The organism is Cupriavidus sp. NPDC089707 (genome assembly GCF_044748965.1).
Lineage (GTDB): Bacteria > Pseudomonadota > Gammaproteobacteria > Burkholderiales > Burkholderiaceae > Cupriavidus.
In genome coordinates this window covers 314,348-335,942 of sequence record NZ_JBIVHB010000002.1, presented here as the reverse complement: position 1 = coordinate 335,942, position 21,595 = coordinate 314,348, and the positions used below count along the sequence as shown (strand labels likewise).

The 21,595-nt window shown below is 67.4% G+C and carries 15 protein-coding genes; 10 read left to right on the top strand and 5 right to left on the bottom strand.

The features are described from left to right. Positions 1-72: 72 nt before the first annotated feature. The 5 genes from ACIP1U_RS04860 to ACIP1U_RS04840 form a co-directional block, all read right to left on the bottom strand. On the bottom strand, positions 73-1,683 hold the full coding sequence (locus ACIP1U_RS04860) for an ABC transporter substrate-binding protein (RefSeq protein ID WP_400312369.1): 1,611 nt from the start codon (positions 1,681-1,683) through the stop codon (positions 73-75). A gap of 59 nt (positions 1,684-1,742) precedes the next feature. After that, positions 1,743-3,479 carry an AMP-binding protein gene (locus ACIP1U_RS04855; RefSeq protein WP_400312367.1) on the bottom strand — a complete coding sequence of 579 codons (1,737 nt, stop codon included), beginning with the start codon at positions 3,477-3,479 and terminating at the stop codon, positions 1,743-1,745. Between the two features lie 97 nt (positions 3,480-3,576). After that, positions 3,577-6,894: a carboxyl transferase domain-containing protein gene (locus tag ACIP1U_RS04850; protein WP_400312365.1), complete on the bottom strand. Its 3,318-nt coding sequence runs from the start codon at positions 6,892-6,894 to the stop codon at positions 3,577-3,579. Between the two features lie 308 nt (positions 6,895-7,202). Beyond that, a complete protein-coding gene (gene metG, locus ACIP1U_RS04845) occupies positions 7,203-9,263 on the bottom strand; it encodes a methionine--tRNA ligase (RefSeq protein WP_400312363.1) in 2,061 nt (686 codons plus the stop codon). Between the two features lie 299 nt (positions 9,264-9,562). Further along, positions 9,563-10,201: an OmpA family protein gene (locus ACIP1U_RS04840; RefSeq protein WP_400312361.1), complete on the bottom strand. Its 639-nt coding sequence runs from the start codon at positions 10,199-10,201 to the stop codon at positions 9,563-9,565. A gap of 357 nt (positions 10,202-10,558) precedes the next feature. Between ACIP1U_RS04840 and apbC the strand changes: the two genes are divergently transcribed. From apbC to ACIP1U_RS04790, 10 genes are all read left to right on the top strand, one after another. After that, positions 10,559-11,647, top strand: coding sequence for an iron-sulfur cluster carrier protein ApbC (gene apbC, locus ACIP1U_RS04835; protein WP_400312360.1), 1,089 nt, complete (start codon positions 10,559-10,561; stop codon positions 11,645-11,647). A gap of 27 nt (positions 11,648-11,674) precedes the next feature. Then, positions 11,675-12,223: a DUF3305 domain-containing protein gene (locus ACIP1U_RS04830; RefSeq protein ID WP_400312358.1), complete on the top strand. Its 549-nt coding sequence runs from the start codon at positions 11,675-11,677 to the stop codon at positions 12,221-12,223. Positions 12,224-12,244: 21 nt separating this feature from the next. Then, positions 12,245-12,889, top strand: coding sequence for a DUF3306 domain-containing protein (locus tag ACIP1U_RS04825; RefSeq protein WP_400312356.1), 645 nt, complete (start codon positions 12,245-12,247; stop codon positions 12,887-12,889). A gap of 97 nt (positions 12,890-12,986) precedes the next feature. Then, positions 12,987-15,185 (top strand): 4Fe-4S binding protein, encoded by a 2,199-nt coding sequence (locus tag ACIP1U_RS04820; RefSeq protein ID WP_400312354.1) that lies wholly within the window; start codon positions 12,987-12,989, stop codon positions 15,183-15,185. Between the two features lie 27 nt (positions 15,186-15,212). Further along, positions 15,213-15,845, top strand: a complete 633-nt coding sequence (locus ACIP1U_RS04815; protein ID WP_400312352.1) for a molecular chaperone — start codon at positions 15,213-15,215, stop codon at positions 15,843-15,845. A 124-nt stretch (positions 15,846-15,969) separates the two neighbouring features. Continuing rightward, complete coding sequence (locus tag ACIP1U_RS04810; protein WP_400312350.1) at positions 15,970-16,185, top strand: formate dehydrogenase; 216 nt, start codon at positions 15,970-15,972, stop codon at positions 16,183-16,185. 69 nt (positions 16,186-16,254) lie between these two features. Beyond that, the gene (locus ACIP1U_RS04805; RefSeq protein WP_400312348.1) at positions 16,255-19,293 is read left to right on the top strand and encodes a molybdopterin-dependent oxidoreductase; all 3,039 of its coding nucleotides are present in this window, start codon (positions 16,255-16,257) and stop codon (positions 19,291-19,293) included. Between the two features lie 26 nt (positions 19,294-19,319). Next, positions 19,320-20,063 (top strand): formate dehydrogenase FDH3 subunit beta, encoded by a 744-nt coding sequence (gene fdh3B / locus ACIP1U_RS04800; RefSeq protein ID WP_400312347.1) that lies wholly within the window; start codon positions 19,320-19,322, stop codon positions 20,061-20,063. Then, complete coding sequence (locus ACIP1U_RS04795; RefSeq protein ID WP_400312345.1) at positions 20,060-20,296, top strand: hypothetical protein; 237 nt, start codon at positions 20,060-20,062, stop codon at positions 20,294-20,296. Before fdh3B ends, ACIP1U_RS04795 begins: the two co-directional genes overlap by 4 nt. 64 nt (positions 20,297-20,360) lie before the next feature. Beyond that, positions 20,361-21,593, top strand: coding sequence for a formate dehydrogenase subunit gamma (locus ACIP1U_RS04790; protein ID WP_400312343.1), 1,233 nt, complete (start codon positions 20,361-20,363; stop codon positions 21,591-21,593). Positions 21,594-21,595: the final 2 nt, after the last annotated feature.

The window sequence follows — 21,595 nt, the reverse complement described above, 5'->3', positions numbered from 1 at the left end:
CGCGCCTGCTGCGTCGCAGGCGCGGTGGCGGGTGCGCGCGAAGAATCAGCGCGAAAGATCAGCGCCGAAGGATCAGCGCTGTTTCCAGCTCACTTCCTGGAACGAGCGCCAGTAGTCGCGGATCGGCCACGGGACATAGTCGATCTTGTTGTCGCGCCAGGCAAAGGTGACCAGCGGGCGGTAGGTCGGCAGGCCGCCCAGCACGCGCTCTTGTTTCAGTCTGGCGATCTGCTTGAGCAGGTCGGTGCGCGCCGCAGGGTCCATGGTCTGGCGCTGCTTTTCAAGCAGCGCGTCGACTTCGGGGTCGTTGGTATAGGAGTACGTGCCCCAGCCACCGCCGCCCTGGTAGCTGTGCAGGTGGCCGGACCACGCCAGGCCCGGATCGCCGGGCAGGCCCTGCGACCACATCCAGCTCAGCACGCCATCCATCTCCGGCGGGCCAGTGCGGCCGCGCTTGCCGAGGCTGATCCACGCGCCGTATTCCAGGTTGCGCACCTGGCAGCGGATGCCGACCGAGCTCAGGTAGGCATACATGGCTTCGCCGACTTCCTTCACGCCCGGCTCGCGCGGCGTGGTGAGGTTGTAGCAGGGCGTGTCGAAGCCGTTGGGATAGCCCGCCTGCTTCAGCAGTTCGCGCGCGCGTTTCTGGTCGAACGGGTAGGGCTTGAGCGCGGGATCGTAGCCGTTAGACTCCTTGCCCACCTGCGCATAGCGCTCGCCCTGGCCGAACAGCACGCGCTTGATGATGGCATCGACGTCGATCGCATGCGCTGCCGCCTGCCGCACGCGCACGTCGTTGAACGGCGACTTCGGCATCTGCGTGTTGAAATTTAGGAAGAGGTTGTTGCCGCTCACCAGCGTGACGGTCTTCACGCCCGGCATCTTCTTGAACTCCTCGACCATCGCGGGCGGCACGTTGTCGATGAAGTCGACCTTGCCGGTCTTGAATGCCGCCACGCGGGTCAGGTCTTCCGGGATTACCTTGATGGTCAGGTCCTTGATGCCAGGACGCTTTTCCTTGTTCCAGTAGCCATCGAAGGCTTCCAGCTTCAGCTCGTCCTTGACCGTGCGCGACACGAACTTCCACGGGCCGGTGCCGATGGGCTTGCGCGCGAATTCTTCCTCGCCCACCTTCTGGATGTACTTCTTGGGCATTGCCCACAGCTGCATGTTGCCGACGATGAACTGCGCGTCGGGTTCCTTGAAATGCAGCTTGAAGTGGTGCGGGTCGACGATCTCGAAGCGTTCGATCGACGACACATAGTGCGAGAAAAAGCTGCCCTTGGGATCACGCTGGCGTTGCCAGGAAAACTCGAAGTCCTCGGCGGTCAGCGGATCGCCGTTGTGAAAGCGCACGCCCTTGCGCAGCCGCACCTCGAGAACCGGCTTGCCGTCCTTGGCGGTCTCCAGTTTCCAGCTTTCCGCCAGCCAGTTCTCGTCCTTCAGCGCGGCATTGCGGCGCACCAGCATCTCGAAGATCTGCCCGACAAAATAGTGGTCGACACCGGCGGAAATCTTGACCGGATCGAGCGTGGTCGATTCCGCGCCGAACGCCACGGTGAGATTGCCGGTGGCGGGGGTGGTATTTGCTGCATTGGCTGCATGCGCCAGCGGCAGGCTGGCGGCGGCCAGCATGCCGGCAAGCAGGCGTCGCTGTGCGGCGCCGGTCAACTTCGGTTGCATGGTGTGCTCCTCCTGGGTCGCCGTCGGTCGCGGCGTGTTGGGTATGCGGACGAAGTCGTTCAGCGGCCGGCTTCCGCGTCCAGCAATGCCTGCAGTTCGACCTTGCGCACCTTGCCGGTGGCGGTCAGCGGCAGCTCGGGCAGGATGCGGATCTCGGGCACCTTGTAGACCGCCATCTGCTCGCGGCACCACGCGTGCAGCGCGTCGGCGGTGGTGCCGCCCGCGTGCTCGGGACGCAGGCGGATAAAGGCCACGGGAATCTGCCCCTTGTCGGCATCGTCGCGCCCCACGACAGCCGAGCCCAGCACTGCCGGGTGCCGCGACAGCAGCACTTCCAGTTCGGACGGGAACACGCTCATGCCGCGCACCTTCAGCATTTCCTTGCGGCGCCCGAGGAAGTGCAGATAGCCCGCCTCGTCATACGCGCCGATATCGCCGGTGCGGAACCAGCCGTCGCGGAAGACTTCGGCGTCGACGTCGGGGCGGCCCCAGTAGCCCTTGAACAGCGACGGCGTGCTCACCACGATCTCGCCCTCGGCGCCCACCGGGAGCACGGCGCCGGTGTCGAAGTCGCAGATCTTGATGCGCGTGCCCGGCACCGGCAGGCCGACGAAGACGGGGCGGCCGCGCAGGTCCATGTCGTCGGCCTGCATGCCGGTGGTGAAGGTGTCGCTGGTGTGGGTCTCGGTCATGCCCCACGCGCCTTCGGCGATGATGCTGCCGGTCAGCGCCTGCCACCGCTGGCGGATGTCGGGGGTGATCTTGCGGATAAACGACGCGGCGCGCGCGTGCCGGAGCGAACGCAGGTCGTAGCGTCCGCACTCCGGGTGGTTCATTAGCTCGACAGCGTTGTCGACCACCAGGAAGGTGCGGTTGACACGGTAGCGCTCGATGGCGGCCATCACCGCCACCGGATCCCAGCGCGCCAGCAGCACGAGCGTGGCGCCGCTGAAGATCGGACTGATCAGCCCCAGGTTCTCGCCGGCGATCCAGAACATAGGCAGGAAGTTCAGCATGATCTCGTCCGAGCCTTCGGCGAGGCGCTGGGCGTCGGCGCTCCCGGAGAGCGCGTACGAAGCCGCGGCGGTGTAGACCATGTCGCGCTGCGTGTGCATGCAGCCCTTGGGCAGGCCGGTGGTGCCGCCGGTGTAGTTGAGGGCAGCGAGCGCGTCCATGTCGATCGGCGCCAGGCCGCTGGCTGGCTCGGTCTGGCGCAGTGCCTGCAGCAGGTCGGTGGCGCCTTCTACTACTACCGGCGGCGCATCCAGGCCGGCCGGCAGCGGCAGCGTGGGCTGGTCCGGCAGCATTGCACCCGCACTGGTGGTGTAGATGGTGCGCAACCGCGTCTGCGCGCGCACCGACATCAGCAGCGGCGCCAACTGGTCCTGCACGACGATGGTGGTGGCACCGGCATCGTTCAGCTCGTAGACCAGTTCGTGTTCCTTGAACAGCGGGTTGACCGGCACGTAGACCGCGCCCAGCTTCAGGATCCCGTAGAAGACCACGTGGAACTGCGGGCAGTTGCCCATCATCACCGCGACCCGGTCGCCCGCGCCGATGCCGTCGGCCTTGAGCAGCGCGGCGCAGCGCTCGGACAGGTCGTCGAGCTCGGCATAAGTCACGGTGGTGCCGTACCATGCCAGCGCGGCATGCTCGGGCCGCGTGCGCGCCCACGCGCGCAGGTAGTCGCCCAGCGGCGCTTCGCCGTGCGGGTAGGCCGGGGCGGTGGGCAGGCCGGCGGGCCAGATCTTGCGATGCCGGGCTTCCAGGTCTTCGAAGAACGCTTGCTCGTTCATTCCTGCTGTCTCCTCTCGCTCTTGTTCTGACTGTCCGTGCCGCGCGGACTGCTGCCCGCTACCGGGCCCCGCTTTTAGGTCCCGCTTCCAGGCCCCGCTACCAGGCGTCGACGTAGCTCCGCACCGGCCGGTCCGGATTCGCCGCGCCGGCGTCCAGGCCGCTGACCAGCCACTGGCGCGTGGCGGCGGGATCGATCACCGCATCGATCTCCAGCGCCGCCGCGGCATTGATGGCGTGGCCGCGCTCGTACATCTGCGCCACCAGTTGCTGGTACAGCGCATCGCGCTGCGGGCCCGCCGGCAGCGCTTCGAGCTCCTTGCGGAAGCCCAGCCGCACCGCGCCTTCCAGCCCCATGCCGCCGAATTCGCCGGTCGGCCACGACACCGTGAACGACGGCGCGCGGAAGCCGCCCGCGGCCATCGCCATTGCGCCCAGTCCATAGCCCTTGCGCAGCACCACGGCGAGGAACGGCACACGCAGCTTGGCGCCGACGACAAACATGCGCGATACGTGCCGCACCTGCGCGCGCGCCTCGACCTCGGGGCCGACCATGAAGCCCGGCGTGTCGATCAGCGAGACGATGGGCAGCCCATGCGCGTTGCACAGCTGCATGAAGCGCGCGGCCTTGTCCGCCGCGTCGGCATCGATGGCGCCGCCGAGGTGGCGCGGGTTGTTGGCGAGGATGCCGACCGGCCGGCCTTCGATGCGCGCCAGCGCGGTATGGATGCCGGTGCCGAAGCCCGCGCGCAGTTCCAGCACACTGCCGGCATCGGCCACGCCGGCGATGGCGGCGCGCGTGTCGTACACGCGCAGGCGGTTCTCCGGCACCACATGGCGCAGCGCCAGCGGATCGGGCGCCTTCCATTCGGCAAGGCGGCCCTGGAACATCGACAGGTAGTGCCGGGCGGCCGCCACCGCGGCGGCCTCGTCGTCGACCAGCAGGTCGGCCACGCCGTTGTGGTACTGCACCGCGGCCGGGCCGATGTCCTCGGGCCGGTACACGCCCAGGCCGCCGCCTTCGATCATGGCGGGGCCGGCCATGCCGATGTTGGCGTTGCGCGTGGCGATGATCAGATCGCAGCAGCCCAGCAGCGCGGCATTGCCGGCAAAGCAGCGCCCGGAAGCGATGCCGACCACCGGCACCTCGCCGCTCAGCTGCGCGAACGCGGCGAACGAGGGCTGGTACAGGCCAGCCACGGTCGGAAAATCGACATCGCCCGGACGTCCGCCGCCGCCTTCGGCAAAGATCACAGTCGGCAGGCGGTTCTGCAGTGCGACCTCCAGGATGCGGTCGGTCTTCGTATGGTTGCGTTTGCCCTGCGTCCCGGCCAGCACGGTGGCGTCATAGGCCAGCACCGCGCAGCGCGCGCGCTCGGGCGCGAACAGGCTGCCGTTGATGGCGCCGGTGCCGGTGATGAGGCCGTCGGCGGGGGTGTTGGCGATCAGGTCGGCTTCGCTGCGGCGGCTGGCCTGTGCCGCCACCGCCAGGCCGCCGTATTCGCGGAAGCTGCCGGGATCGCACAGGTCGTCGATGTTCTCGCGCGCGGTGCGCTGCCCGCGTGCGCGGCGCCGCGCCACGGCATCGGGGCGGGCGGCGTCGTAGAGGAAGGCATGGCGGTCGAGCACGCGCTGCAAATCGGACCGGACCGCTGACGGGTCGGTGCGTTCGGCCTCGCCTTCGGCATGGGCACCGGCATCGGCAGGTTCCAGCACCAGCATGACCTGGCCTTCGGCCACCTGCGCGCCGGCATCGGTGCGCAAGTCGATCACGCGGCCGGCGCGTTCGGCCACGATGGCGTGCTCCATTTTCATCGCGTCGAGCACGGCGACGGTCTGGCCGGCCTTGACCAGGTCGTTCTCGGCCGCCAGCTCGATCACGCGCCCGGTCATCGGTGCGCGCACCGCGCACAGGCCTTCGCCCAGTTGCTCGTCGAAGCTGGCCGCGGCTGCCACGGCGGCGGGGGTGCCGACCGACAGCGCCTGGCGGGCCGCGTCCTGTGCCGCAATCTGCGCCGCGCGCTCCAGCAACGCCGGCAGCGCCGCTTCCATATAGCGGGTGTGCAGCCGCTGGCTGGCAAAGTCTTCGCGTTCCGCCAGTGCGCGCAGCAGGTCCAGGTTGGTATCGATGCCGCCGATATTGAATTCCGCCAGCGCGCGCTGCAGCCGCCGCACCGCGTCGCCGAACCGGTCGCTGGCCGAGGTGACGATCAGCTTGGCCAGCAGCGTGTCATAGTGCGGCGAGGGCGCGTAGCCGGTATAGCCGTGCGTGTCGACGCGCACGTCCGGGCCGCAAGGCGGATCGAAGCGCTCCAGCCGCCCCTGCGCCGGCCGCGCCAGCCCTTGCGCATCGGTGGACTCGGCATTGACCCGCACCTGGATGGCATAGCCGCGCACGCGCGGCGGCTGCTGCGGATCGAGGCCGACCTCGGCCAGGCTGCGGCCTTGTGCCAGCCCCAGTTGCACGGCGACCAGGTCGACGCCGGTCACCTGTTCGGTGACGGTGTGTTCGACCTGCAGGCGCGGGTTGGCTTCGATAAAGACGAAGGAAAGCGCGGCGCCGTCGCGGCGCGTGCCATCCTCGGGTTCCTCGACCAGGAACTCGAACGTGCCCAGGCTGCGGTAACGCGCCTCGCGCGCCAGCGTGCAAGCGGCTTCGACGATGCGCCGGCGCAGCGCAGGGTCCAGCGCAGGACTGGGCGCGATCTCGACCACCTTCTGGAAGCGGCGCTGCAGCGTGCAGTCGCGTTCGCCCAGCGCGATCACGCTGTGGCCGTCGCCGGCGATCTGCACTTCGATATGGCGCGCGCGCGCGACCAGCCGCTCGGCGTAGATTGCATCGATGCCGAACGCCGAGCGCGCCTCGGAGCGGCAGCGCGCATAGGCTTCGGGCAGCGCCTCGCGCTCGCGCACCACGCGCATGCCGCGCCCGCCACCGCCGCCCACGGCCTTGAGCACGATCCCCGCGCCGTCCTGTTCGTCGAAGAAGGCGGTGACCGCTTCCAGGCTGGCGCCACCCGCGGTGGCCGGCATCACCGGCACGCCGCAGCGCGCGGCCAGCGCCAGTGCGCGGCCCTTGTCGCCGAACAGCGCGAGCTGCTCGGGCTGCGGCCCGACGAAGACGATCTCGGCCGCGGCGCACGCGCTGGCGAAGTCAGCGCGTTCGCTGAGGAAGCCATAGCCGGGGTGGATGGTGTCGCAGCCGGTGTCGCGCGCGGCGGCGATGATGGCGGGAATGTCGAGATAGGATGCGGCGCCCTGGCCTGGCAGCGCGACGGCTTCGTCGGCCAGCAGCCGGTGCCGGCTGGCGTGGTCGTCGGTTGCATAGACGGCCACGGTGGCGATGCCAAGGTCGCGGGCGGCGCGCTGCACGCGCAACGCGATCTCGCCGCGGTTGGCGATCAGGAGCTTCTTCACAGGTGTCCCCTTCCGTGCGAAGCGGCTTCACGCAGCCAGTGTTTGCGCGGCGCGCTTCTGTCTGTTGGTTTGTGATTCTGCGCAGCAAAATCTACGCGGCGGGCTCAAGTGCTTCAAGCGCGATGCGCCGGAACCATGTATGACATGCCGCGCGTGCATGACCGGGCCGCGCGCATGGAAGCGTGACGGGGGTGGCTGCGAGGGAGGACTGCGAGGGGGATTTTTGCCGCTGCCGGTTGGCGGCGACTGGAGGGGGTGAAACGATGCCGCGCTCCCGTGAGCGGGAGCGCGGCGCGCAGGTCCTGCGTTTAGCGGATGCGCATGCCCGGCACGGCGCCGCTGTGCGGCTCCAGGATGTACAGGCCCGGCGCGGCCTTCTCGTCAGCCGCGGATGCCGCCAGCACCATGCCCTCGGACATGCCGAATTTCATCTTGCGCGGCGCCAGGTTGGCCACCACCACGGTCAGCTTGCCGACCAGTTGCTCCGGCGTGTAGGCCGACTGGATGCCCGAGAATACATTGCGAGTCTTGCCTTCGCCCAGGTCCAGCGTCAGCTGCAGCAGCTTGTTCGAGCCTTCGACCTTCTGGCATTCCACAATTTTGGCCACGCGCAGATCCACCTTGGCGAAATCGTCGATGGTGATGGTCTCGGCCACCGGCTCGATCGACGGTGCAGCGGCGGCGGGCGCCGCCGTGGCCTGCAGCGATTCACGGTTGGCGGCCAGCAGCGCGTCGACCTGCTTGGCATCGACGCGCGTCATCAGGTGCTGGTAGGCCTGTACCGGGTTGGCTGCGGACAGCTGCTTGTCGATCGCGCGCCAGTCGAGCGGCTCGACGTTCAGGAAACGCTCCACTCCGGCGGCCACGTTCGGCACCACCGGCTTCAGGTACACCGTCAGCAGGCGGAAGGCTTCCAGCGACACCGAGCAGGCGGCGTGCAGCGCGGCGCGCTTGCTCTCGTCCTTGGCCAGTTCCCACGGCTTCTCGGTGTCGACGAAGGCATTGACCGCGTCAGTCAGTTCCATCACCTGACGCAGCGCCTTGCTGTACTCGCGCGCTTCATACAGCTGCGCGATCTGCGGCGCGGCCTGGCGCAGTTGCTCCAGCAGCGGGTGCGCCAGCGCAGCCTCGTCGACCTTGCCTTCGAAGCGCTTGACCAGGAAGCCCGCCGCGCGGCTGGCGATATTGACGTACTTGCCGATCAGGTCGCTGTTGACCCGGGCGATGAAGTCGTCCAGGTTCAGGTCCAGGTCTTCCATGCTCGCATTGAGCTTGGCGGCGAAGTAGTAACGCAGCCATTCCGGGTTCATGCCGGTGTCGATGTAGCTCTGCGCGGTGATGAAGGTGCCGCGCGACTTGCTCATCTTGGCGCCGTCCACGGTCAGGAAGCCGTGCGCGAAGACGTTGGTCGGGGTACGGTAGCCCGAGAAGCGCAGCATCGCCGGCCAGAACAGGGTGTGGAAGTAGAGGATGTCCTTGCCGATGAAGTGGTATTGCTCGGCGGTCGAGTGCGGGCCCACCCAGGCATCGAAGTCGATGCCGCGCTGCTGCGCCAGGTTCCTGAAGCTGGCGTAGTAGCCGATCGGGGCGTCCAGCCACACATAGAAATACTTGCCGGGCGCGCCGGGGATCTCGAAGCCGAAGTAGGGCGCGTCGCGCGAGATGTCCCAGTCGGACAGCGTCGAGGCCTCGCCCTCGCCGCCCAGCCATTCCTGCATCTTGTTGGCAGCCTCGGGCTGCGCCAGGTCGGCCACCCATTCGCGCAGGAAGGTCTCGCAGCGCGGATCGGACAGCTTGAAGAAGAAGTGCGTCGACGACTTGCGCACCGGCGTGGCGCCCGACACCACCGAGTACGGATTTTTCAGGTCGGTTGGCACGTAAGTCGTGCCGCAGACCTCACACGAGTCGCCGTACTGGTCCTTGGCGCCACACTTCGGGCATTCTCCCTTGATGAAGCGGTCCGGCAGGAACATGTTCTTGACGGGGTCGAAGAACTGCTCGACATCGCGCTCGGCGATCAGGTCCTCGGCCTTCAGGGCGAGGTAGATCTTCTCGCACAGCTCGCGGTTTTCTTCCGCGTCGGTGCTGTGGTAGTTGTCGAACGACACCAGGAAACTGTCGAAATCGCGCTTGTGCTCGGTCCAGACGCGGTCGATCAGCTGTTTCGGGGTGATGCCTTCCTTCTCGGCGCGCAGCATCACCGGGGTGCCGTGCGTGTCGTCGGCGCCGACGTAGTAGACCTCGTTGCCCATCATGCGCTGGAAACGCACCCAGATATCGGTCTGGATGTATTCCACCAAGTGGCCGATATGGATCTGGCCATTGGCATAAGGCAGGGCGGATGTGACGAGGATGCGACGTGCGGTCATAGACAAAGAGCCGGTCAGGAGCGGGGAATATCAGTGGCGACGGCGCTGCGCGCGGGGCGGGCGCGTGCCGGGGAGGGGCTATTTTAGCAATGTAGTGCCGCAGATGCGCCGGTTCCGCATGGCGGAATTTCCTGAAATGGGCGAGGCGATCCGCTTCAAGCAGCCAAAAAAAAGCGCCGGTCAGTGCCGGCGCAGCTTTCCACAACGGAAAAGGAGGAGAAATCAGGCACCGCCCGGGAGGTCAGCCACCCATCGCGAGCCAGCAACGGTGGCAAGCGGTACCTGTTTCTATGACTAGGTCACCCTTGAATTGGTTTCAAAAAAATTTCGACGCGGCGATTTTGTTGTCGGCCAGCATCGGTTGCGTTGTCTGCCACGGGCTGGGACTGGCCCCGGCCCTCGGCCGTCAGGCGGTTCCGGGAGACGCCGCGGTCACCCAGGTAGCTCGCCACGCTCTGGGCACGGCGCTGCGAAAGCTGCATGTTGTAGTTGGGATTGCCGGTGCTGTCGGTATGGCCCACGACATTGGCACTGACTTCCTGGTGCTGGCCCAGCGTCTGGGCGACCTGGTCGAGCACGGAGCGGAACGACGGCTTGATGCTGGCGCTGTCGGTATCGAAGGTCACCTGGCTGGGGATATTCACCTTCAGCGAGCCGTCCGGCTGCTCGCTGATCTGCGTGCCGGTTCCGGCGGTGTCCTTGTTCAGCTTGCCGCGGATGGCATTCCAGTTGTAGCCGGTCGCACCGCCGACGGCACCGCCCACGGCCGCGCCGACCAGCGTGCCGGTGGTATTGCCGCCGATCAGGTTGCCAAGCCCGGCGCCCACTGCGGCACCCACGCCGGTACCGACCGCCGTATGGGTCTGCTGTTCAGTGGCGCAACCCGCTGCCAGCAGGGTGGCGGCGGCGAGCGAGACAGTGACGAGCTTGATCTTCATGTTTTCTCCTTCTGATGTTCCCGTAAATGTTCCTGGTACCGCATGCAGATGGTAACCCCATGGCGATACCGCAGATAATCCTTTGTACGCGTTGGCGGCGGCGCGGCCGGCGCGGTGGCCAATGCCGGGTGCCTGTCCGCCCAACCGCACTACAATATGGATATGGCGGCGCGCGCACAAGTGCAAGGTTGTGAGATTTGTAAATGTGTGTAATCCCACACCTCGGACAGGGCCTTGCCCTGCGCGTTACCGGCAACCCATGGCCGGAGCTTCATACTTTGATACATTAAGTGCCGGTTCATCCGGCGCCGGCCCTCCGGGCCATCCCCACATTGAGAAAACCAAGCGGAGTTTGTCTTGAGCGTCAGCACTGAGCAGGTCACCGAAGCCCTGCGCACCGTCATCGACCCCAACACGGGCAAGGACCTGGTGTCCACGCGCTCGGCCCGGAACATCCGGGTCGACGGCGGCGAGGTTTCTCTGGAAGTCGAACTCGGCTATCCCGCCAAGAGCCAGCTGGACCCGATCCGCAAGCTGGTGGTTGCTGCGGTGCGGCAAGTGCCGGGCGTGACCAATGTCAGCGTGGCCGTGACCATGAAGATCGTCGCCCACGCGGTGCAGCGGGGCGTCAAGCTGCTGCCGGGCGTGAAGAACGTGATTGCCGTCGCCTCGGGCAAGGGGGGAGTAGGCAAGTCCACCACCGCCGTCAACCTGGCGCTGGCGCTGGCCGCCGAGGGCGCGCGCGTGGGCATGCTCGATGCCGATATCTACGGCCCCAGCTTGCCGATGATGCTTGGCATCGACGGCCGCCCCGAATCCGCCGACGGCCAGACCATGGAGCCGCTGGAGGGCCACGGCGTGCAGGCCAACTCGATCGGTTTCCTGATCGAGCAGGACAACCCGATGGTCTGGCGCGGCCCGATGGTCACCTCGGCGCTGGAGCAGTTGCTGCGCCAGACCAACTGGCACGACCTGGACTACCTGATTGTCGACATGCCGCCGGGCACCGGCGATATCCAGCTGACGCTGTCGCAGAAAGTGCCGGTTACCGGCGCCGTGATCGTGACCACGCCGCAGGACATCGCGCTGCTCGATGCCAAGAAGGGCCTGAAGATGTTCGAGAAGGTGGGCATCCCCATCCTCGGCATCGTCGAGAACATGGCGGTGTACTGCTGCCCGAACTGCGGCCACGTCGAGCATATCTTCGGCCAGGGCGGCGGCGAGAGGATGTGCGCCGACTATGGCGTGGAGCTGCTGGGCAGCCTGCCGCTAAACCTGCAGATCCGCGAGCAGGCCGATTCGGGCCGCCCCACCGTGGTGGCCGAGCCTGACAGTCCGGTGGCCGAGCTGTACCGCGGCATCGCGCGCAAGGTGGCGATCAAGGTCGCCGACAAGGCGCGCGACATGACCAGCAAGTTCCCGAGCATCGTCGTGCAGAACACCTGAGCGCGCGGCTTGCCGCGCCAGAGAGCCATGGAAGCCGAAACCGCACCCGTGCCGCAGTCGCCGCCACCCGGCGCCCGTCCCGCCGTCACCATGGCGGTGGTGATGCGCAAGGTTGCGCTGACCAGCCGCTGGCAGCCATGGAAGTGGCAACTCGACGCGGTACTGCCGGACCTGGGCGAGTTCGGCACGCACCCGGTCTGCCTGGAACACGATGAACACGGCGCGCGCTGGCTGTATCCGGGTTTCGAGGTCGAGCTGTTCCGCGACCAGGGCGAGGGCTACTATCTGAACCTGACCTCGACCACGCCATGCTGGTTCGTGCTGTGGCGCATGCCCGAGGACGAGGACGGCGGCGGCACCGGTGAAGACGCCCACCCGGTGCCGATGACGGTCACGCTGTCGTACAACGAAGCCGGCCGCTGGCTCGACGCCGGCGAGATCGTCGAGAACGTGCCGCTGGCGCCGGAGCAGCGCGACTGGCTGCAGGCCTACGTCAGCGAGCATTACCGGCCCGAGCCCAAGCAGCGGCGCCGGCCCGAATCCTTCAAGGCGCCGCAGGACCGCGCGCGCTACTGACCCCACTGTTCGAACACGCCGATGAGCGATTCGTCCTTCCTGTCACGCTGGTCGCGCCGCAAGGCCGCGGTGCGGGAGGGCGTGGCCGTGCCGGCGGAGCCGCCGCAGCCTGCCGAGGCGCCACCGTTGCCCGTGCCACCGAAGGCCGTGGGCGCGGTGTCGGAGGCCGAGCCGGAAGTCCCGCCGCCGACCCTGGCGGACGTGGCGGCGCTGCGCCCCGGCGACAACATCGCCCGCTTCGTGGCGCGCGGCGTCGATGAATCGGTCAAGCGCGCCGCGCTCAAGACGCTGTTTGCCGATCCGCACTTCAATGTGATGGACGGCCTCGATACCTACATCGACGACTACAGCAAGCCCGACCCGATCCCGCCCGAGATCCTGCGCCAGCTGCGCCAGGCCGAGTCGCTGGGGCTGTTCGAGCCGACCGACGAGGAGCGCGCGGCAGCCGAGGCAGCCGCCGCACGGCCGGACGCACCAGCGGATGCAATAGCAGACGCTCAACTGGACAACCCAGCGGACGATGTACCGCCGGCGGCGCCTGCCTTGGCCAGCGACCCGGCCGGTGCTACGGACATACCCGCATCTTCCGAAACGCCGCCGCCGGTGGCCAGTCAAAGCGCAAAACAGGGCCCGCAAGACCCGCAACATCTGGATAAGTGCGCATAGCCCGACCGGGCAGCGCAGCCTACAATAGGCATCCCACAATCCGCCGGGCCGCAGATCCTCGCAAGAAGGACGTCCGGACCGGTCAGCCGCATTCGCCATGCCGACGCTGATCTGCAATTGCAACGACACCATGCCGCTTGACGGGGCGGCGCTGTCGGAAGCCTGCCAGGGCCCGCAACAAGGTTCGCAACAAGGCCCGCAACACGGTCCGCTTAAGGTCCACCATCTGCTGTGCCGGCGCGAAATTGGCGCCTTCACCGCTGCGCTGGACGGCACCGACGATGTCATCGTGGCCTGCACGCAGGAGCGCGCGCTGTTTACCGAAGTCGCCGCGCAGACCGCGCAAGGCCAGGATGGCCGGCCGGTGGTGACCGCGCCGGTCCGCTTCGTCAATATCCGCGAGACTGGCGGCTGGTCGCAGGGCGCGCGGCGCGATCCGCGGACCGCCAATGCCAAGATCGCCGCGCTGCTGGCGGTGGCCGCGTTGCCCGAGCCGGACCCGGTGCCCGTGGTCGACTACCGCTCCGACGGCACGGTGCTGGTGCTGGGCCCCGCGCAGCGCGCGCTGCCCTGGGCCGAGCGTCTTGCTGCGATGCAGTTCGAGGTCACGGTACTGCTGACGGGCAGCGCACCGGGCGAGGGCGCTGCCGCTCAGCCTTTCGGGCGTACCTATCCGGTCCATAGTGGACGGCTGGCCGCGCTTGCCGGCTGGCTTGGGGCCTTCGAGGCCAGCTGGGAAACCGGCGCGGGACGCAGCAACCCGATTGACCTGGACCTGTGCACCCGCTGCAATGCCTGCATCGACGCCTGCCCCGAAAATGCGATCGATTTCAGCTATCAAATCGACCTGTCGCGTTGCCGCTCGCATCGCGACTGCGTGCGCGCCTGCGGCGCGGCCGCGGCCATCGACTTCGACCGGCCGCAGGGCACCGTGCAAGGCCGCTTCGACCTGGTCTTCGACCTGTGCGACCAGCCCGCCTTCACCATGCACCAGCCGCCGCAAGGCTACCTGCACGCCGGCGCCGACCCGGCCCGGCAGCATGCGCTGGCGCTGACTCTGGCGGGCCTGGTCGGCGAGTTCGAGAAGCCGAAATTCTTCCGCTACAAGGACAGCCTGTGCGCGCATGGCCGCAACCAGACCACCGGCTGCACGGCTTGTATCGACATTTGCTCGACCCGGGCGATCCAGTCGCGCTGGCATGACGGCAAGGGCCACATCGAGGTCACGCCCAACCTGTGCATGGGCTGCGGGGCCTGCACCACGGTGTGCCCGAGCGGCGCCATCAGCTACGGCTATCCCGGTCCGGAGACGACCGGCGCGCGGCTGCGCACGTTGCTGGCGGCCTACCGGCAGGCCGGCGCGCGCGACCCGATCGTGCTGCTGCACGGCGAGGAATATGGCACGCCCGCCTTGCTGGCGCTGGGCCGCGCCGCGCGGGCGGGCCGTGCCGCCGGCGTGCCCGCCAATGTGATGCCGCTGTCGCTGTTCCACCCGGCCGCGGCCGGGCTGGAGCTGTGGCTGGCCGCGCTGTGCTGGGGCGCCAGCCGCGTGGCGGTGCTGCTGACCGGCGACGAGGCACCGCAATACCGCACCGCGCTGCGCGAACAGATGGAAGTCGGCCGCGCATTGCTGGCGGGGCTGGGTTATGACGCCGAAGTGCTGTCGCTGGTCGATGCGACCGATGCGATCGATACGGCGGCACTGGATGCCGGCCTGTCCGCGTTGCGCCCGGGCCGCAACGCGCTGCCGCCGGCCTCGTTCGGCGCCGTTGCGGCCAAGCGCGAGATGCTGGACTTCGTGCTCGATCACCTGGTGCGCCACGCGCCGGTGCCCGCCGACATCGTGCCGCTGCCGGCCGCCGCGCCGATCGGCGCGATTGCCGTCGATACCGGCAAGTGCACGTTGTGCATGGCGTGCGTCGGCGCCTGCCCGTCACAGGCCCTGCGCGACAACCCCGAACGGCCCATGCTCAGCCTGATCGAACGCAACTGCGTGCAGTGCGGCCTGTGCGAGAAGACCTGCCCGGAAGATGCGATTACGCTGGTGCCGCGCCTGCTGGCAGGCGAAGCCGCACGCCGCCCGGTTACGCTCAACGAGGCCCAGCCGTTCCACTGCGTGCGCTGCGCCAAGCCGTTCGGCACGGCGCAGATGGTGGAATCGATGCTGGTCCGGCTTGCCGGCCACCCGGCGTTTGCCGGCGCCGCTGCCGAACGGCTGAAGATGTGCCCGGATTGCCGCGTGGTCGACATGATGGAGCACGATACCGGCACGGCAAGCGGCGCCACGCTGCGCTGAGCCGCCAGCGACACAATTCATCACGACATGACAGATTCCCAGCCGATCCAGCTCACCGCCGCACTGCCCGCCGACGATGCCGAGGACACCGCCCGCGCCGACCTGTACGGCCTGCTGGCCACGCTGTTCTATCGTGCCCCCGATGCCGCGCTGCTGCACCACATCGCGGCCAACCGCGCCGTCGGCGAAGACGCCGATACGGTACTGGGCAAGGCGTGGAATGCGTTGTGCGACGCAGCAGCCGAGACCACCGCGGCAGAGGCTGAAGAGGAATATCGGCAACTATTCGTCGGCGTGGGCCGGCAGGATGTGTTCCTGTATGGCTCGTTCTACCTGACGGGCTTTCTCAACGAGCGCCCGCTGGTGGCGCTGCGCGAAGACCTCGCCCGCTATGGCCTGGAGCGCCACGACGGTGTAAGCGAGACCGAAGACCACATCGCCACGTTGTGCGAAGTGATGCGCTTCCTGGTGGCGGGCGATGACCTGTCGGTGTCCAACCTCGGCGAGCAGCAGCGCTTCTACGCGCAGCACCTGCAGCCCTGGGTCGAGAAATTGTGCGATGCAGTGATTGCGCACCCGCAGGCGCGCTTCTATCGCAGTGTTGCCGGCTTGCTGGCCGCGTTTGCCAGTGTCGAGGCGCTGGCGCTGGAGATGAACTGAGAAGCGCTCGAAGTCAGGATAAACCCTTGCATATCATGGTCTTTCCTTTGAGATGCTTCTAGAATATGCATAACAACGCATAACGGCGAAAACCATCGGGCTTTGACAGCCGAGGAGCCCCCACATGAGAGAGAAGCCAACCCGGGTCGCGCGCCGCTCGTTTCTCGCGGGCGCTGGAGTTGTGGCTGCCGCAACCGGTGCGGCAGCGCTGACAGCGCGTGGACCGGCACTACCGGACCAGGCCGCCGCTCTACCGGAACCCGCCGACACCCCGTCGGACAACAAGGGCTACCGGGTCTCAGAACACATTCGCAAGTACTACCGGACCACACTGGTGTAAATGCCAGGGCGGCGTGGTTCGCCGCGCCGCCTGCAACCGGACGGCTCTCGTCCGTATCTGAGGTGAGACATGATCTTGACCCGCAAACGCGCGGCGCAGGGCGCATCCGCCCGCCTCGCTGACGGCCTCGCCAACCGGCACGACCCTGCCGGCGCGCAAGCCGGAACCGGACGCCTCTCACAGCGGCTCGCCGCAAGCCTGGCCGGCGCCATGCCGACCATGGACCGCCGCAGCTTTCTCAAGCGCTCGGGCATCGGCGTCGGTGCCGGCCTGGCGGCGTCGCAACTGACGCTGCTGCGCAAGGCCGATGCCGCCGACGACAAGAAGGGCGCCGCCGATGGCAAGAGCGGCATCGTCGTGCGCCGCACCGTGTGCGGCCACTGCTCGGTCGGCTGCGCGGTCGATGCGGTGGTGCAGAACGGCATATGGATCCGCCAGGAGCCGGTGTTCGATTCGCCCATCAACTTGGGCGCGCACTGTGCCAAGGGCGCCGCGCTGCGCGAGCACGGGCACGGCGAATACCGGCTGAAGTACCCGATGAAGCTGGTCAACGGCAAGTACCAGCGCATCGGCTGGGACCAGGCGCTGGACGAGATCACCGCCAAGATGAAGGAGATCCGCCAGCAAACGGGGCCGGACTCGCTGTTCTTCGTCGGCTCGTCCAAGCACAGTAACGAGCAGTCCTACCTGCTGCGCAAATGGGTCTCGTTCTTCGGCACCAACAACACCGACCACCAGGCGCGCATCTGCCACTCGACCACCGTCGCGGGCGTGGCCAACACCTGGGGCTACGGTGCGATGACGAACTCGTACAACGACATGCAGAACTCGAAGGCTGCGTTGTATATCGGTTCGAACGCGGCCGAAGCGCACCCGGTATCGATGCTGCACCTGCTGCACGCCAAGGAAAACGGCTGCAAGGTGATCGTGGTCGATCCGCGCTACACCCGCACCGCGGCCAAGGCGCATCACTATGTTCGCATCCGCTCGGGCACCGACATCGCGTTCCTGTTCGGCATGCTGTACCACATCTTCCAGAACGGCTGGGAAGACCAGAAGTATTTGAACGACCGCGTCTACGGCATGGACAAGGTCAAGGAAGAGGTGCTGGCCAAGTGGACGCCCGACAAGGTCGAGGAAGTGACCGGCGTGCCCGAGGCAGAGGTCTACCTCGTTGCCGAAACCATGGCCAAGAACCGCCCCAGCACGCTGGTGTGGTGCATGGGCCAGACCCAGCACACCATCGGCAACGCGATCGTGCGCGCGTCGTGCCTGGTGCAGCTCGCGCTGGGCAACATCGGCGTGGCGGGCGGTGGCGCCAACATCTTCCGCGGCCATGACAACGTGCAGGGCGCCACCGACGTCGGCCCCAACCCCGATTCGCTGCCCGGCTACTACGGCCTGGCCACCGGCGCGTGGAAGCACTACGCCGCGGTGTGGGGCGTGGACTACGAATGGATCAAGAAGCAGTTCGCCTCGCAGGCGATGATGGAGAAGTCCGGCACCACGGTGTCGCGCTGGATCGATATCGTCACCGAGAAGAACGAGCTGATCGACCAGGACAACAACGTGCGCGGCGTGTTCTTCTGGGGCCATGCGCCCAACTCGCAGACGCGCGGGCTGGAGATGAAGAAGGCGCTCGACAAGCTCGACCTGCTGGTGGTGGTCGACCCGTATCCGTCGGCGACCGCGGCCATGGCCAACATGCCGCCCGCCGAGGGCGACAAGGTCAACCCGAACCGTGCCGTGTACCTGCTGCCGGCGGCCACTCAGTTCGAGACCTCTGGTTCGTGCACGGCCTCCAACCGCTCGCTGCAATGGCGCGAGAAGGTCATCGAACCGCTGTTCGAGTCGATGCCCGACCAAACCATCATGCAGGCGTTCGCCGACAAGCTTGGCTTTGGCAAGGAGCTGTCGAAGAACATGAAGCTGATCGAGGTCAAGCGCGCCGGCCGCACCTGGATGGAGCCGGAGCCCGAGTCGATCCTGCGCGAGATCAACGCCAGCAACTGGACCATCGGTTACACCGGCCAGTCACCGGAGCGGCTGAAGTCGCATATGCGCAATATGCAGATGTTCGACGTCAAGACGCTGCGCTGCAAGGCAGGCAAGGACCCGGTCACGGGCTACGACCTGACCGGTGATTACTTCGGCCTGCCGTGGCCGTGCTACGGCACGCCGGAACTCAAGCACCCGGGTTCGCCCAACCTCTACGACACCAGCAAGCATGTGATGGACGGCGGCGGCAACTTCCGCGCCAACTTCGGCGTGGAGCGCGACGGCGTCAACCTGCTGGCCGAGGACGGTTCGTACTCCCTGGGCGCGGAGATCACCACCGGCTATCCGGAGTTCGACCACGTGCTGCTGAAGAAGCTGGGCTGGTGGGACGACCTGACCGAGGCCGAGAAGGCCAAGGCCGAAGGCAAGAACTGGAAGACCGACCTCTCCGGCGGCATCCAGCGCGTGGTGCTGAAGAACCATGGCTGCCACCCGTTCGGCAACGCCAAGGCGCGCGCGGTGGTGTGGAACTTCCCGGATCCGATCCCGCAGCACCGCGAGCCGCTGTACTCCACGCGGCCCGACATGGTGGCCAAGTACCCGACCCACGACGACAAGATGGCGTTCTGGCGGCTGCCGACGCTGTACAAGTCGGTGCAGCAGCGCAATATCGAGAACAAGGTCTACGAGAAGTTCCCGATCATCCTGACCTCCGGGCGGCTGGTCGAGTACGAGGGCGGCGGCGAGGAAACCCGCTCCAACCCGTGGCTGGCCGAGCTGCAGCAGGAGAACTTTGTCGAGATCAACCCGCGCGCAGCCTCCGATCGCGGCATCCGCAACGGCGACTTCTGCTGGGTCAGAACGCCGACCGGCGCCGCGCTGAAAGTGCGCGCGCTGGTGACCGAGCGGGTCGGGCCGGATACCGCCTTCATACCGTTCCACTTCTCGGGCTGGTGGCAGGGCAAGGACCTGAAGGACTATTACCCCGAAGGCGCAATGCCGGTGGTGCGGGGCGAGGCCGTCAACACCGCCACCACGTATGGCTATGACTCGGTGACGATGATGCAGGAGACCAAGACCACCGTTTGCCAGATCGAGCGGTTTGCATAAGCCACAGGACAGAGCAGAGGAACATCATGGCACGCATGAAATTCATCTGTGACGCCGAGCGCTGCATCGAGTGCAACAGCTGCGTCACGGCCTGCAAGAACGAGCACGAGGTGCCCTGGGGTGTGAACCGGCGCCGCGTGGTCACCGTCAACGATGGCATGGTCGGCGCCGAGAAATCGATCTCGGTGGCCTGCATGCATTGCTCCGACGCACCGTGCATGGCGGTGTGCCCAGTCGACTGCTTCTACCGCACCGACGACGGCGTGGTGCTGCACGACAAGGACGTCTGCATCGGCTGCGGCTACTGCTCGTATGCCTGCCCATTCGGCGCGCCGCAGTTCCCGTCGGCCGGCACCTTCGGCGTGCGCGGCAAGATGGACAAGTGCACGTTCTGCGCCGGCGGCCCGGAGAAGAACGGCAGCGAGGCCGAGTTCGAGAAGTACGGGCGCAACCGGCTGGCCGAAGGCAAGCTGCCCTTGTGCGCGGAGATGTGCTCGACCAAGGCGCTGCTGGGCGGCGACGGCGACGTGATTGCCGACATCCTGCGCAACCGCGTGATCAAGCGCGGGACCGGCGGCGATGTGTTCGGCTGGGGCACGGCTTATGGCGTGCCCAAGGCCGCGCCGGGGGCGCCGGCAGCGCCGGCTGGCCCCGCCGGGCCGGACGCGCCCGGGGCCCGCTCCACGCCAGCCGCGCCAACCCCAGCTGCCGCGCCGGCAGCACCGACTACCCCAGCCGCAACCGGCGCTCCGGGAGGCCAGTCATCATGAGCCGCACCAGCGCCATCCTCCTGTTGACACTGTGCGGCGCGCTGCTGGCCGCGTGCGGCGAAAAGCCGCAGACCATCAACCAGTCGCACCGCAAGGCCGACGCCCAGGCCTACCAGGGCGCGCCCGACGACCCCTTCGTCGCCAAGGGCTGGACCGCGGGCGACAAGACCAGCTGGGATAACCAGATCCGCCAGCGCAACCAGTACCAGAACGAGTACAACCGCGTGCAATGAATGCGCCGCAGTGGGGAGGCGGTGCCATCCGCGCGCCTGCTCCCGATGACCTGAAGGAGGGCGTATGACGCCGTCGCACAATGCATGCCGCAGCGGGCAGGGCGCCGGATGGCGCCGCTGGCTGGCGGCCGGCGCGCTGGCACTGATGGCCGTGGCCGGCAGCGCCGCCGCCCAGGCTCCCGCACCGGGGCCGTCGACCGGCCCGGCCACCGCGTCGGGCAGCGCCGATGCCAACAACCCGGCCACGCATCCGGCCCAGCCGCTGGCCGGCATCGCATCGCAAAACATCTTCGACGTGCCGCCCCGTGACATCGCCGCCGAGGCCCGCTCGCAGCAGGAGCGTACCGTCACGCAGCCCGGCAACAACGCGCCGGCATGGCGCGAGGTCAATTCCGACCAGCGCCACTACAGCAGCCTGCCCGACAAGGAAGCCGGCGTGCTGATCCAGCGCGCCGGACAGCAATGGCGCCTGTTCCGCAACGGCGTGATCACTGTCTGGGGCGGCTGGCTGATGCTGGTGGTGCCGCTGGCCATCCTGGGCTTCTACCTGTGGCGCGGCACCATCCCGCTGCGCGAGCCGCGCACCGGCCGCATGATCGAACGCTTTACGCCGCTGGAGCGCATCGTCCACTGGACCATGGCGATCTCGTTCGTGGTGCTGGCGGTGTCGGGCATCGTGATGCTGCTCGGCAAGCATTTCCTGTTGCCGCTGATGGGGCACATGCTGTTCGGCTGGCTCAGCTACATCCTGAAGAACCTGCACAACGTGGTCGGGCCGATCTTCACGGTGTCGGTCATTGCGGCCTTCGTGGTGTTCGTGCGCGATAACCTGCCCGGCCGCGAGGACGTGCGCTGGGTCACCCGCCTGGGTGGACTGGCGTCCGGCAAGCACGTGCCGAGCGGGCGCTTCAACGCCGGCGAGAAGATGTGGTTCTGGGTGGGCGTGTTCATCTTCGGCATCGTGCTATCGGCCTCGGGCTGGGTGCTCGACATGATCGTGCCGGGCATGGACTACTATCGCGCGACCATGCAGATCGCCAACGTGATCCATGGCATTTCCGCCGTGCTGATGATCGCGATGGCGTGCGGCCATATCTACATGGGCACGATCGGCATGGAAGGCGCCTACCGTGCCATGCGCGACGGATGGGTCGACGAAGCGTGGGCGAAGGAACATCACGAGCTCTGGTACGACGACATCCAGTCCGGCAAGATCCCTGCGCAGCGTTCGCCCGGCCCGGCCAGTCCGGATGCGGCGACGGGCCGGCCCGGGCGGCATACCCCGGGCGAAGCTTGATA